Raw genomic sequence first — 13,208 nt, 5'->3', positions numbered from 1 at the left:
ACGGCAGCCAGTGGCTGCCGTTTTTATTGATAGATTCTTCGAGCGTAGGTTCGATTAGCCGCATAGCGGCGTAATCGGACGCGGTGACTCACCCCGCCCGGCACGGCTTGAACAGATCCAGCGCGCCGTTGTAGACCTGGGTCTGCACATCCATGATCCCCAGCATGGAGTGGAACAAGTTGTCGTGGGAGAAGCGCTTGCCGGCCGCCTCCTGCTGCAGACAATCCAGATCCAGCTTGCGGTCCGCCTGCAACTGGGGGGAGAACCAGGTCATCAGCGGCACCCGGGTCTGATCGTCCGGCGCGAACTTGTAGGGGGTGCCGTGCAGGTAGAGCCCCATGGCCCCGAGGGATTCGCCGTGATCCGACAGATAGACCAGCCCCACGTTGTAATCCTTCTCCAGCGTCTTGAGCTTGTCGATGAGACGGGCCACCACCTTGTCGGTGTAGCGGATGGTGTTGTCGTAGGTGTTGACCAGCTCTTCATTAGTGCAGTTTTCGATGTCGCTGCGCGGGCAGTCTGGCACGAAGGTCCGTTCACTGGCGGGATAGCGGCGATAGTAGGTCGGGCCGTGGCTGCCCATCAGGTGGAAGGCCACCAGCTTGTTGCCCTTCATCTGCGCGATCTGCCGATCCAGCCCCTCCAGCATCACCTCATCGTAGCAGGAACCCTTCTGGCAGTACTGGGGAAAATCCTTGGCCTCGATCTCGATGGTGGGCACGTTCTTGCACACCCCCTTGCAGCCGCCGTCGTTCTCCTTCCACAGCACGGAGACGCCGGCGTGCTGCAGCACATCCAGCATGCCGTCACGGGACTGGGCCAGGGTGTCGTCATAGCCGCGTCGCGTCAGGTTGGAGAACATGCAGGGCACCGAGACCGCGGTGGCGGTGCCGCAGGAGCGCACGTTGCGAAACGAGACCATGCCCGACTCCCTCGCGGTGAAGCTGTTGGTAGCCTTGCCGTAACCGTTGAGGGAGTAGTTCTGGCTGCGCGCCGTCTCCCCCACCACCAGGAACATCAGGGTCGGCTTGCTGCCCTGCCCCACCACCCTGGCGTCCGTGCCCAGCTGCTGATACGGGATCGGGGTGGCGAACAGGATGTCGGTGGCGTAGCGATAGAGGCCGTGTACGTAGTTGGCGGGCACTATCTCCTTGCCGAGGGACTTGTTGTTGCGCCCGACCGAGGCGTAATCCTGGTAATAGAGGGAGGCCACCCCCACCAGAAACAGCAAGGAGAGGGCGATGGAGCCGAGCCGCAGGCCCAGCCCCTTGTACCAGGGACGGGGATAGTCAATCTTCACCCACAGCAGGGCCAAGGCCGGCAGCAGGCCGGTCAGCGCGAACCAGAGCAACACGGAACCATTGAGGTAGGAGGCCGCCTCCCCGCTGTTGGTCTCGACGATGTTCTGCACCATGCTCACGTCGAAGATGACGCCGTATTTCAGCATGGCGTAGCTGACCACGGATCCCATCAGGATCAGCAGCACAAAGAAGGGCTTGAGCAGATAGCGAAAGGTAAAGGGCAGGAACACCGCGTTGAGCGCGGCCAGCAGCACGAAGGGGATCGAGACGACGAAGCCCGCCTTGACGTGTTCCAGCTTGGTAAGAATGGTGTAGAAGTGGAGGAAAATGGGCCAGTTGAAGAGCAGTGCAAACAGCAGCACCAACAACAGATTCACCTTCATCACACCCAAGGTGATACGCATAACGATACTCCGACAAACCAGACAAGACAGGGGGCTTGGCAACAGCCCCTCTTTGGATCTTCCGCGCCGGCGCCCTCTTCCCGAGGTGCAGACCGGCCGTAGGCGCGAGGGCCCCGGGACGCAGGCAGGGTAGAAAACCAAACTTAAGGGAGAATTAAGGCGGGGCCTGTTCTGGCCGAAGGGCGGGTCGATGCGGGTTATACGGATGAAAAAAAACGGCAGCCGAGGCTGCCGTTTCGAGGAATATTGCCGATCTGATTACAGGGTGGCGGCAACTTCGTCGGAGATGGAACCGTTGTGGTACACCTCCTGCACGTCGTCCAGATCTTCCAGCATGTCGATGAGGCGCATCAGCTTGGGCGCGGTCTCGGCATCCAGCTCCGCTTCGGTGGAAGGGATCATGGTCACTTCGGCGCTCTCGGGCTTGAAGCCGGCGGCTTCCAGACCGTCCAGCACGGTGCCGAAGTCGTTCGGGGTGGTGTACACCTCGATGGTGCCATCTTCTTCGGTCACCACGTCGTCGGCACCCGCTTCCAGGGCGGCGTCCATCAGGGCATCTTCATCGGCGCCCACGAAGGTCAGTACACCCTTCTTGGTGAACAGGTAGGCCACGGAGCCATCGGTACCCAGGTTGCCGCCGCACTTGCTGAAGGCGTGACGCACTTCGGCCACGGTGCGGTTGCGGTTGTCGGTCAGGCACTCCACCATGACGGCGGAGCCGGCCGGGCCGTAACCTTCGTAGACGATGGTTTCGAGCTGCTCGCCGTCACCACCGCCGGCCCCACGGGCGATGGCACGGTTGATGGTGTCACGGGTCATGTTGCTGGTCAGGGCCGCCGCCACCGCCGCACGCAGGCGCGGGTTGTTGGCCGGGTCGGCATCACCGAGACGCGCGGAGGTGGTGATTTCGCGGATCAGCTTGGTGAAGATCTTGCCGCGCTTGGCGTCTTGCGCCGCCTTGCGGTGTTTGATGTTGGCCCATTTACTGTGACCTGCCATAGGGACTCTCCGTTATAGTTTGAAATTTCAGTAACACAGGTTGCGACTACCCGGGGAAACGGGAAAGGCCGCATTGCTGCGGCCCTGGTTGCCGATAAAGGCTTATTCGTCACCCTTGACGGTGGTCGCAATCGCCAGCTCGCCCAGCTGGGTCGGGTTGGCAAAACTGGGGGCGTCGGTCATCAGACAGGCGGCCGCCGTGGTTTTCGGGAAGGCAATCACGTCCCGAATGTTCTCGGTACCGGTCAGCAGCATGCTGAGGCGGTCCAGACCGAACGCCAAGCCGGCGTGCGGCGGGGTACCGTATTTGAGGGCATCCAGCAGGAAGCCGAACTTCAGGCGCTGCTCGGCCGGGGTGATCCCCAGGATGTCGAACACGGTGGACTGCATCTCGCTGTTGTGGATACGGACAGAACCGCCACCCACTTCGTAACCGTTGATCACCATGTCGTAGGCGTTGGCGTAAGCGCCTACCGGGTTGGCCTTCAGCTGCTCCGGGCTCAGGCCGCTCGGCGCGGTGAAGGGGTGGTGCATGGCGGCCAGACCGCCTTCGCCATCTTCCTCGAACATCGGGAAGTCGATGACCCACAGCGGCTTCCAGCTGTTCTCCAGCAGGCCCAGATCGCGGCCCACTTTCAGACGCAGGGCGCCCATGGCATCGCACACCACTTTCTTGGAGTCGGCGCCGAAGAAGATGATGTCGCCGTCGGCTGCGCCGGTGCGGGTCAGGATCTCGCGCACGATGGCGTCGGAGAGGAACTTGGCCACCGGGGACTGTACCCCTTCGATGCCGTTGGCCGCTTCGTTGACCTTCATCCAGGCCAGGCCCTTGGCACCATAGATGCCGACGAACTTGGTGTACTCGTCGATCTGCTTGCGAGAGAGCTCGGCGCCGCCCGGTACTTTCAGGGCTGCCACGCGGCCTTTCGGATCGTTGGCGGGGCCGGCGAACACGGCGAACTCGACCGCGGTCAGCAGATCAGCCACATCCACCAGCTCCATCGGCAGACGCAGGTCCGGCTTGTCGGAGCCGTAGCGACGCATGGCTTCGTCGAAGGTCATGATCGGGAAGTCGCCCAGATCCACGTTCAGGATGTGCAGCCACAGTTTACGGATCATCTCTTCCATGATTTCACGCACTTGCGGTGCGGTCATGAAGGAGGTCTCCACGTCGATCTGGGTGAATTCCGGCTGGCGGTCGGCACGCAGGTCTTCGTCACGGAAGCACTTGACGATCTGGTAGTAACGGTCGAAGCCGGACATCATCAGCAGCTGCTTGAACAGCTGGGGGGACTGCGGCAGAGCGTAGAACTTGCCCTTGTGCACGCGGCTCGGCACCAGATAGTCACGGGCCCCTTCCGGGGTGGCTTTGGTCAACATCGGGGTCTCGATGTCGAGGAAGCCGTGTTCGTCCATGAAGCGGCGCACGAAGGCACTGGCCTTGGCACGGGTCTTCAGGTATTTGGCCATCTCGGGGCGACGCAGATCCAGGTAGCGATACTTGAGGCTCACCTCTTCGCTGTTGACCTGGTTGAAGTCCAGCGGCAGCGGCTCGGCACGGTTGATGATGGTGAGCTCGTGGGCGAACACCTCGATGGCGCCGGTGGCCATGTCGCTGTTGCGCTGGGAGTCGGGACGGGTGCGCACCACGCCGGAGACCTGAATGCAGAACTCGCCGCGCAGTTCGGAGGCCAGGGCGAAGGCGTCCGGTTTGTCCGGATCGAAGAACACCTGGACGATGCCCTCGCGGTCACGCATGTCGATAAAGATGAGGCCGCCCAGATCGCGACGACGATGGACCCAACCGCACAATGTAATGGTCTGCCCTGCATGGGCCTCATTGACCTGTCCGCAATAGATAGAGCGCATGGACTTCTTCCTTCGAAATTGTAGAGAGACGGTTAACCTGGGTCGCCGGGCACGACTGGCAAGCACCGTCTGTCTCACAGCTGGCCAGATCCTGCTTCTTGCCCGGTTTGAAATCTGTCTCGTACCGTCCGACCGCCGGGATCGGACACCTGCCGCCGATATCGGCTCGACCAGAGGCGGCTGGCAAGCGGCCGGGTTGTCGGGCGGAGGGCATCGGCAAGCGATTGTTGTTTGGCCGCATCATGGCCGCTGCCGTCGTCACAATATGCGTACAGCGGCGTGAGTCACAACAAATTGGCAAACAAAAGGGCTGGCATTATAGAGGAAAACCCCCATTTGGGTAAAATGGCCAGCAGCCTCCTTTGCCCTGTTTTTTACATCCCGGGGCAAAAAAAGGGGAAAATCGAGACAAACCCGCAGACAGGATCCCTCATGAGCCTCTTTTTGGGCCTGCCACAATGGTCGCACCCGGCCTGGCCCGGTCACTTGCTGGGGGTGGGCGCCAAGCCCGCCGAGCACCTCGCCCACTATGCCCGGGTCTTCAACACGGTGGAAGGCAATACCACCTTCTACGCCTCGCCGACCCCCGACACGGTCCGGCGCTGGGCCGACGCGGTGCCATCGGACTTTCGTTTCAGCTTCAAGTTTCCGCAAACCATCAGTCACCAGAGCGATCTGGTGAGCGCCGACAAGCAGGTGAGCGACTTTATCCGCCTGCTGACCCCTCTGCATGACAAGCTGGGGCTGCTCAAGCTGCAGCTGCCCGCCCGCTTCGGACCCGACGGTCTTCCTCGCCTGGCGGCCTTCTTCGAACGGCTGCCGACACAATTTAACTATGCCCTCGAGGTGCGCCACCCCGATTTCTTCACCAAGGGCGAGGCGGAGCGGCAGTTGAACCGGCTGCTGATGGAGAGAGGTATCAACCGCATCATGCTCGACAGCCGGCCGCTCTTCTCGGTGCCCGCCACCTCGGCGGCCATGATCGATGCCCAGGGCAAGAAACCGAGGCTGCCGGTGCACCTGCTGGCCACCGCCGATGCCCCCGTGGTGCGGCTCATCGGCCTGCCACATCCCGAGGACAACCACCCCTTCCTGCCAGGCTGGCTCCCTCACTGGCGTCAGTGGTTGGCGGAGGGAAAAGATCTCTACCTCTTTATACATACTGCCGACAACGCCCAGGCCCCCGAACTGGCCCGTCAGGTGGCCCGCCTGCTGGGGCAGGAGATGGCCCCCTGGCCGGGGGAAAACGATCGCGCGCGCCAGGGCGTGCTGCCCTTTTGAGCGGCGCTTTCGCCGCCCCCGCTTCGGCGCGAAAAAAAGCCGTTTTTTTCTGTTCTGACGGGGCTTGGCGTCAAGACAAACGGCCGCCTTTCCTCTACACTAGCGCCCCATGCAAGGACCCGGTCTGCCCGCCCATCGCACTTGATTGCAGGCGAGCATCCGGCTCCGGTAACAGGGCCCCGACGCCCCTTGACGACAACCGCTTGTCGCCCAGGGCGCAGCCCATCAAAAGGACCAGGATGATGGTCCATTGCGAACGGAAGCGGCCCGATGGATCTCAAGGCCCGCCACCCCGTTCGTGAACCGGTGACGACACGACCCGGACGGGTGTCACCCAACGATTCAATTGAACAAAACAGTCGGTTCGCGCACCGGCTGTCAGGTTGCGCCAGCATGCACGATCAGATTTTTGCCGCCCCCATCGCCCGATTGGGGGATTTTTGCTTTGACGAACAGGTCGTCGATGTCTTTCCCGACATGATCCAGCGCTCGGTGCCGGGTTACAGCAACATCATCTCCGCCATCGGCATGATGGCCGCCCGCTACGCCCAGCCCGAGAGCCGACTCTACGATCTCGGCTGCTCCCTGGGTGCCGCCACCCAGGCGATGCGTCGCCATGTTGCCCAGCCCGGCTGCCGCATCACGGCAGTGGATCTCTCCCACCCCATGATAGAGCGGGCCCGCGCCCACCTCTCAGGCTTCAAGTCCGAGGTGCCGGTGGAGCTCATCGAGGCGGACATCTGCGACATCGAGATTGAGAACGCCTCCGTGGTGGTGCTCAACTTCACCCTGCAGTTCGTCGCGCCCGAGAAACGGACTTCCCTCATCCAGCGCATCTTTGACGGCCTGCGCCCGGGCGGGATCCTGATCCTGAGCGAGAAGTTTCGCTTCGAGGACGAGCAGGTCAACGAGCTGCTCATCGACCTGCACCTCGACTTCAAGCGCGCCAACGGTTACAGCGAGCTGGAGATCAGCCAGAAACGCACCGCCCTTGAGAACGTGATGCGCACCGACAGCCTGCCGGTGCATCAGGCCCGCCTGCGGGAGGCCGGCTTCGCCCATCAGGATCTCTGGTTCCAGTGCTTCAACTTCGGCTCCATGATCGCCATCAAATCCAGCGAGCCTGCCCAGCCATGATCGACTTTGCCAACTTCTATCAGCTGATCGCCAAGAACCGGCTGAGCCACTGGCTGCACACCCTGCCCGCCCAGCTGCACGCCTGGCAACACGACAACCAGCACGGCGATCTGCCGCGCTGGAACCGCGCCCTCAACAAGCTGCCGCAGGTAGCCCCCGGCCACGTCGAGCTGACCAGCCGGGTCGAAATCGGCTCGGCCGAGAGCCTCGGCGAAGGGGAGCGCAAGAAGGTGGAGAGCCTGCTGCGCCACTTCATGCCCTGGCGCAAGGGCCCGTTCACGGTGCACGGCATCCACATCGACACCGAGTGGCGCTCCGACTGGAAGTGGGATCGGGTGCTGCCCCACATCAGCCCGCTTGCCGGCCGTTACGTGCTGGACGTGGGCTGCGGCAGCGGCTATCACCTCTGGCGCATGGTGGGCGAAGGGGCCAAGCTGGCGGTCGGCATCGATCCGAGCCCGCTGTTCTTGTGCCAGTTCGAGGCCATTCGCCACTTCGCGGGCAACGACCAGCGCGCCCACCTGCTGCCGCTCGGCATTCAGGAGCTGCCGGAGCTGCGGGCGTTCGACACCGTCTTCTCCATGGGGGTGCTCTATCACCGCAAATCCCCCATCGAGCACATCGAGCAGCTGCGCAACCAGCTCAAGGACGACGGCGAGCTGGTGCTGGAGACCCTGGTGATCGACGGCGGCGTCAACGACGTGCTGATGCCCACCGATCGCTACGGCAAGATGCGCAACGTCTGGTTCATTCCCTCCAGCGCGGCGCTCAAGCTGTGGGTCGAGCGCTGCGGGTTCACCGATGTGCGGATAGTCGACGAGAATATGACCAGCACGGACGAACAGCGTCGTACCGACTGGATGATTAATGAATCCCTGAGTGATTATCTGGATCCAGCCAATCCAGCACTCACGGTAGAAGGACACCCGGCACCCAAACGTGCCGTACTGATTGCCAGAAAGGCCAAAGACTAGCCGATGGCCGCGGTGGAAGTTACACTGACCCAATTCCAGGAAGCACAGTTAAATGAATGACATGAAAAGCAAATTAAAAGGAATGACCCTGCTCTCCCTGCTCAGTCTCGGCGGGTGTGTCACGATGGAAAAAGCGCCCCCGGTACCTACCCTGACGCTGGCCGAGCTTCGCAACGAGATCAATCTGAGCGAGCAGCGCCTGCAAACATCCATGGAACAGCAACAGAAGCAGTATGTGCAGCAACAGCACCTGCTGGTTCAGCTCAACACTGATGTCAACAACATGAAAGAGTCCGTGAACAAAGTCGGCAGCAAGCTGGAACACCTGCCGCCCGAGCCGCCCAAACCCATGGCGATCCCGACCGAGAAGTGCCAGGCCCCGAGCCAGGGTCACACCGTCGACGGCAAGCTGCTGGTCGGCGAGGCGGAGTGGATCTGGGTTGACGCGGCCAACGACGCCTTCCAGGCGCGGGTCGATACCGGTGCCACCACCTCCTCCATCAGCGCCCAGGACATCACCATCTTCGAGCGCAACGGCAAGAACTGGGTGCGCTTCTTCCTGAGCCATCAGGAGATGGACGACAAGATCCAGATTGAAGCGCCGCTGGTGCGCCACGTGCGGGTGCGTCAGGCCTCCGCCGACGATCTCGACCGCCGCCCTGTGGTACGCCTCGCCGTACGTATCGGCGACATGACCGAGAAGGCCGAATTTACCCTGAAAGATCGCAGCGACATGGCCTTCCCCGTGCTGCTGGGTCGTGAATTCCTCAAAGACATCGCCGTGGTTGATGTGGCCCGCGAATATATCCAACCAAAACCCAAGCTCAAGGATGTGAAATAATCCATGGTTTCCCGTAAGCCGTTCTATTTGCTGGTTGCCCTGCTGTACATTGTCGGCCTGGGGATGACGTTCTATCACCACATCGCGCTGGACGTACCGCTCACGCCGGGTGAAAAACGCCAGATCTGGTCCATCGAAGCCAAGCTGGAGTTCGAGGCCACCGGCGAGCCGGTGATCGCCTCCCTGGCCATTCCGGGCACCCAGCCCGGTTTCACCCTGATGAACGAGAACGCCGCGAGCCCGGGTTACGGCCTCTCCTTCGTCGAGAAGGATGGCGATGCCCGTGCCGAGTGGTCGATCCGCACCGCCTCCGGCCGTCAAGAGCTCTACTACCGCGTCGACATGATGGCCGATGCCCACGCCAAGCCGGCTGCCAACCCGCAGCCGCCGGCCATCGAGAAGCAGATCGAGAGCGAGCCCTACGCCACCGCCATGCAGCAGATCCTGGAGCGTGCCCAGGAGCGTTCCGCCGACGGCTACACCCTGACTCGCGAGATCATCAAGGAGATCGAGAAGCAGGAGCAGAACGCCGAGCTGCTGAAAAAGCACAAGAGTCGTGCCAACCTGATCGCCGAGCTGCTCAACAACGCCGACGTACCGGCCCGTGTCGTCCATGCCCTGAGCCTGGAAGACGGTCGCCGTCGTCAGGAGCTGGTGGATTACCTGCAGGTGTTCAACAGCCCGACCGACTACAAGCTGTTCAACCCGCAAACCGGTGAACAGGGTCGCCCGGCCAACCTGCTGCTGTGGGAGTACAACTCCGGTGCCCTGCTGGACGTGACCGGTGGCCACAACTCCAAGGTGAGCTTCTCGATGATCGCGCAGGAGCAACCGGTGAGCGTGGCGCTGGCCCAGAAGTTTGAAAAATCGGAGATGATGAACTTCTCCATCCACAGCCTGCCGCTGGAAGAGCAGACCCTGTTCAAGGGCCTGCTGCTGATCCCCATCGGCGTGCTGATGGTGGTGTTCCTGCGGGTCATCGTCGGCATCAAGACCTCGGGTACCTTCATGCCGGTGCTGATCGCGGTCGCCTTCATCCAGACCCAGCTGATCACCGGTCTGGTGGGCTTCCTGCTCATCGTCGGCACGGGTCTGGTGATCCGTTCCTACCTGTCGCGGCTCAACCTGCTGCTGGTGGCGCGGATATCGGCCATCATCATCATGGTGATCTCGATGATCGGCATCTTCTCGGCGTTTGCCTTCAAGCTGGGGCTGACCGACGGCATGAAGATCACCTTCTTCCCGATGATCATCCTCTCCTGGACCATCGAGCGGATGTCCATCCTGTGGGAAGAAGAGGGCCCGAAAGAGGTGTTCCGCCAGGGCGGCGGCTCCCTGCTGGTGGCCATCATCGCCTACCTGGCCATGGACAACGAACTGATCCGCCACCTCACCTTCAACTTCCTCGGTCTGCAGCTGGTGCTGATGGCGACCGTGCTGTTGATGGGTAACTACACCGGCTACAAGCTGAGCGAGCTCAAGCGCTTCAAGCCGCTGGTGGACGAGATGCGCTCCGGTGCCACCCCGGGTAAGGACAAGTAACAGATGTGGTTCTGGGAAAAGTACACCACCCCGTGGAGCCTGTCTCAGTCAGGCATCCTCGGCATGAACAAGCGCAACCACTCCTACATCAGCCGCTACAATCCGCGCAGCCTCTATCCGCTGGTGGATGACAAGCTGCAGACCAAGCGCATCGCGCTGGATGCGGGGGTGACGGTGCCGGAACTGATCGGCACCATCCGTGCCCAGCACGACGTGAGCCGCATCACCGAGCTGGTGAAGGATTGGCCGGGCTTCTGCATCAAGCCGGCGCGCGGCTCCGGCGGCAAGGGGATCCTGGTGATCCTGCGCCAGGAGGACGGCCTCTTCTACAAGCCGAACGGCAGCGCCAGCAACGGCCAGGATCTGGAGCGTCATGTCTCCAACATCCTGGCGGGGCTCTACTCATTGGGTGGCAAGCCTGACGTGGCGCTGGTGGAAGGGCTCATCAACTTCGATGACGTGTTCGACGGCTACTCGTTTGAAGGGGTCCCCGATGCCCGGGTGATCATCTTCAAGGGCTTCCCGGTGATGGCCATGATGCGCCTCTCCACCGCCGCCTCCGACGGCAAGGCGAACCTGCACCAGGGCGCCGTGGGGGTGGGTCTGTGCCTGCGCACCGGCCGCGCGCTGCGGGCAGTGCAGTTTGGCAATCCGCTGCGTCACCATCCGGATACCGGCCTCGATCTGTACGATCTCAAGGTGCCCCACTGGGACACCCTGCTGACCCTGGCGGCCTCCTGCTACGAGATGTCGGGCCTCGGCTACATCGGGACCGACATGGTGCTGGACAAGTTCCGCGGCCCCATGCTGCTGGAGCTCAACGCCCGTCCGGGCCTCGCCATCCAGATCGCCAACGGCCGCGGCCTGGTGCCCAACCTCAAGACCATCGAGAAGCTGGGTCAGGTGAAGATGAACGTGGAGCAGCGGGTCAACTTCGCCAAGGATCACTTCGGTATCTTTGACGAGTAGTCCGGAGCTGGATGACAAAAGCGCGCCAAAGGGCGCGCTTTTTTATGCCTGCCGTTTATCGGCAATCTGCCGGCAACAACAATCCTGCTGAGCTATGCATGGTTACTGAGCCGTGGTTACTAAATAATGTTACCAAGCCAGACCGCCAAATAGCGGCCATAAAAAACCGATGCCAGGGCATCGGTTTTTCACTATCCGGTGTACCGACCCGATTACAGGGAAGCGGCGTTCTCGGACAGGTACTTGGCAACGCCGTCCGGAGAGGCGGTCATGCCCTTTTTGCCTTTCTCCCACTGAGCCGGGCACACTTCGCCGTGCTCTTCGTGGAACTGCAGAGCGTCGACCATGCGCAGCATCTCGTCGATGTTGCGGCCCAGCGGCAGATCGTTGACAACCTGGTGACGAACGACACCGTTCTTGTCGATCAGGAAGGAGCCACGGAATGCCACGCCGGCTTCCGGGTGTTCGACGTCATAGGCTTTGCAGATTTCGTGCTTGATGTCGGCAACCAGCGGGTACTTGACCGGGCCGATGCCGCCGTCTTCGATCTTGGTGTTGCGCCAGGCGTTGTGGGAGAACTCGGAATCGATGGAAACACCGATCACTTCCACGCCACGCTTGTTGAACTCTTCCAGACGGTGATCGAAGGCAATCAGCTCGGACGGGCAGACGAAGGTGAAATCGAGCGGATAGAAGAACAGGACGGCTGCCTTGCCCTTGATGTGGGATGCCAGGTTGAAGGAGTCAACGATCTGGCCATTGCCCAGAACGGCAGCAGCGGTGAAATCGGGTGCGGGACGGCCTACCAATACCATATTCAATTCCTCTTTATGTGAAGTGAACAATCCTGTCAGGATTGGGCTACCTAGAGCCAAGTCCGTCTAATTAAAGCGACAAACTATAACCCCGATGGTAGATTAGTTAAATCAAATTAAATAGATAGCATTAATCGGGTTTTCCTATGCAACGTTGGCCCAGCCTGAAACAGCTGCAATATCTGGTCGCTCTCGACGAGCACAAGAACTTCAACCGCGCCGCCAAGGCCTGTCATGTCAGCCAGTCGACCCTGAGTACCGGGATCCAGACCCTGGAGGACATGATGAACCTGCAACTGGTGGAGCGGGACCACAAGAGCTTCATTATGACCCCGGTCGGCATGGAAATCGTCGAGCGGGCTCGCAATTTGCTCTCCGATGCGCGGGATCTGATGGAGCTCGGCCAGCATCAGGGGGGCGTCATGCACGGCACCGTGCGCCTCGGCTGCATTCCCACCATAGCCCCCTTCCTGCTCAGCAAGCTGCTGCAAGAGTGCGGCAAGACCTATCCTGAGCTGGAATTGTTGCTGCGTGAAGACACCACCACCAACCTGCTCAAGCAGCTGGAGCAGGGTCAGCTCGACCTGCTGATCCTGGCGCTGCCGGTAGAGATCGGCGGCTTTCACTGCAAGACGGTCGGCCAGGATCCCTTCCACATGGTGATGCCCGCCAGCATGGCGGCCAGCCTGCACACCCCGTTCGACTACAAGGAGCTGCCCAACCAGAGCATCTTCCTGCTGGAGCGGGAGCACTGCCTCACCGAACACGCGGTGAGCGCCTGCCGGCTGCGGGACAAGAGCAAGATCAACCCGTTTGCCGCCACCAGCCTGCACACCCTGGTGCAGATGGTCGGCGCCGGGCTCGGCACCACCTTCCTGCCGCAGATGGCCATCGATGCGGGCATCCTCGACAACACGGATCTGGTGGCCATCCCGCTGCCGGGGGAGCACCCCTACCGCGAGATCGGGCTGGTGTGGCGCCCCAGCACCACCCGGGTGCAGACCTTCTACAAGCTGGCGGAGCTGCTCGCCCCGCTCATCGACAACAAGGGCTGAAGCTCACTCCCATAAACAACG

11 protein-coding genes are annotated in these 13,208 nt (G+C 61.6%); 7 read left to right on the top strand and 4 right to left on the bottom strand.

Features of this window, described 5'->3' with window-relative positions; translation table 11 throughout:
- Window positions 1-88: 88 nt before the first annotated feature.
- From I6L38_RS04605 to aspS, 3 genes are all read right to left on the bottom strand, one after another.
- On the bottom strand, window positions 89-1,705 hold the full coding sequence (locus tag I6L38_RS04605) for a phosphoethanolamine transferase (RefSeq protein ID WP_024942847.1): 1,617 nt from the start codon (window positions 1,703-1,705) through the stop codon (window positions 89-91).
- Between the two features lie 258 nt (window positions 1,706-1,963).
- Window positions 1,964-2,704 (bottom strand): YebC/PmpR family DNA-binding transcriptional regulator, encoded by a 741-nt coding sequence (locus I6L38_RS04600; protein ID WP_005299136.1) that lies wholly within the window; start codon window positions 2,702-2,704, stop codon window positions 1,964-1,966.
- A gap of 102 nt (window positions 2,705-2,806) precedes the next feature.
- Window positions 2,807-4,573 (bottom strand): aspartate--tRNA ligase, encoded by a 1,767-nt coding sequence (gene aspS, locus I6L38_RS04595; protein ID WP_024942848.1) that lies wholly within the window; start codon window positions 4,571-4,573, stop codon window positions 2,807-2,809.
- Window positions 4,574-5,005: 432 nt separating this feature from the next.
- Between aspS and I6L38_RS04590 the strand changes: the two genes are divergently transcribed.
- The 6 genes from I6L38_RS04590 to I6L38_RS04565 all read left to right on the top strand — a co-directional run bounded on the left by I6L38_RS04590 (window position 5,006) and on the right by I6L38_RS04565 (window position 11,317).
- Window positions 5,006-5,854, top strand: coding sequence for a DUF72 domain-containing protein (locus I6L38_RS04590; protein WP_024942849.1), 849 nt, complete (start codon window positions 5,006-5,008; stop codon window positions 5,852-5,854).
- A gap of 393 nt (window positions 5,855-6,247) precedes the next feature.
- Window positions 6,248-6,991, top strand: coding sequence for a carboxy-S-adenosyl-L-methionine synthase CmoA (gene cmoA, locus I6L38_RS04585; protein WP_024942850.1), 744 nt, complete (start codon window positions 6,248-6,250; stop codon window positions 6,989-6,991).
- A complete protein-coding gene (gene cmoB / locus I6L38_RS04580) occupies window positions 6,988-7,965 on the top strand; it encodes a tRNA 5-methoxyuridine(34)/uridine 5-oxyacetic acid(34) synthase CmoB (RefSeq protein WP_010634491.1) in 978 nt (325 codons plus the stop codon). The genes cmoA and cmoB overlap by 4 nt, the downstream gene beginning before the upstream one ends.
- Window positions 7,966-8,047: 82 nt before the next feature.
- A complete protein-coding gene (locus I6L38_RS04575) occupies window positions 8,048-8,806 on the top strand; it encodes an ATP-dependent zinc protease (RefSeq protein WP_010634492.1) in 759 nt (252 codons plus the stop codon).
- A 3-nt stretch (window positions 8,807-8,809) separates the two neighbouring features.
- Complete coding sequence (locus tag I6L38_RS04570; RefSeq protein ID WP_005299120.1) at window positions 8,810-10,348, top strand: inactive transglutaminase family protein; 1,539 nt, start codon at window positions 8,810-8,812, stop codon at window positions 10,346-10,348.
- A gap of 3 nt (window positions 10,349-10,351) precedes the next feature.
- Complete coding sequence (locus I6L38_RS04565) at window positions 10,352-11,317, top strand: alpha-L-glutamate ligase-like protein (protein ID WP_005299117.1); 966 nt, start codon at window positions 10,352-10,354, stop codon at window positions 11,315-11,317.
- Window positions 11,318-11,529: 212 nt separating this feature from the next.
- On the opposite strand, the gene I6L38_RS04560 is transcribed toward I6L38_RS04565, so the two are convergent.
- Window positions 11,530-12,132 (bottom strand): peroxiredoxin C, encoded by a 603-nt coding sequence (locus tag I6L38_RS04560; RefSeq protein ID WP_005299113.1) that lies wholly within the window; start codon window positions 12,130-12,132, stop codon window positions 11,530-11,532.
- A 146-nt stretch (window positions 12,133-12,278) separates the two neighbouring features.
- Here I6L38_RS04560 and I6L38_RS04555 point away from each other — a divergent pair, with 146 nt between their 5' ends.
- Window positions 12,279-13,187, top strand: coding sequence for a hydrogen peroxide-inducible genes activator (locus tag I6L38_RS04555; protein ID WP_005299110.1), 909 nt, complete (start codon window positions 12,279-12,281; stop codon window positions 13,185-13,187).
- Window positions 13,188-13,208: the final 21 nt, after the last annotated feature.

It is taken from the genome of Aeromonas sp. FDAARGOS 1408, from assembly GCF_019048665.1.
Classification (GTDB): domain Bacteria; phylum Pseudomonadota; class Gammaproteobacteria; order Enterobacterales; family Aeromonadaceae; genus Aeromonas; species Aeromonas dhakensis.
The sequence above is the reverse complement of the archived record's forward strand: the minus strand, read 5'-3'. Positions and strand labels throughout refer to the sequence as shown.

What these genes read in the sequence shown, in the direction of transcription:
- I6L38_RS04565 (WP_005299117.1), top strand. Translation starts at nt 10,352, where the DNA reads ATGTGGTTCTGGGAAAAGTACACCACCCCGTGGAGCCTGTCTCAGTCA.
- cmoB (WP_010634491.1), top strand. Translation starts at nt 6,988, where the DNA reads ATGATCGACTTTGCCAACTTCTATCAGCTGATCGCCAAGAACCGGCTG.
- I6L38_RS04590 (WP_024942849.1), top strand. Translation starts at nt 5,006, where the DNA reads ATGAGCCTCTTTTTGGGCCTGCCACAATGGTCGCACCCGGCCTGGCCC.
- I6L38_RS04570 (WP_005299120.1), top strand. Translation starts at nt 8,810, where the DNA reads ATGGTTTCCCGTAAGCCGTTCTATTTGCTGGTTGCCCTGCTGTACATT.
- I6L38_RS04575 (WP_010634492.1), top strand. Translation starts at nt 8,048, where the DNA reads ATGACCCTGCTCTCCCTGCTCAGTCTCGGCGGGTGTGTCACGATGGAA.
- cmoA (WP_024942850.1), top strand. Translation starts at nt 6,248, where the DNA reads ATGCACGATCAGATTTTTGCCGCCCCCATCGCCCGATTGGGGGATTTT.
- I6L38_RS04560 (WP_005299113.1), bottom strand. Translation starts at nt 12,132, where the DNA reads ATGGTATTGGTAGGCCGTCCCGCACCCGATTTCACCGCTGCTGCCGTT.
- aspS (WP_024942848.1), bottom strand. Translation starts at nt 4,573, where the DNA reads ATGCGCTCTATCTATTGCGGACAGGTCAATGAGGCCCATGCAGGGCAG.
- I6L38_RS04605 (WP_024942847.1), bottom strand. Translation starts at nt 1,705, where the DNA reads ATGCGTATCACCTTGGGTGTGATGAAGGTGAATCTGTTGTTGGTGCTG.
- I6L38_RS04555 (WP_005299110.1), top strand. Translation starts at nt 12,279, where the DNA reads ATGCAACGTTGGCCCAGCCTGAAACAGCTGCAATATCTGGTCGCTCTC.
- I6L38_RS04600 (WP_005299136.1), bottom strand. Translation starts at nt 2,704, where the DNA reads ATGGCAGGTCACAGTAAATGGGCCAACATCAAACACCGCAAGGCGGCG.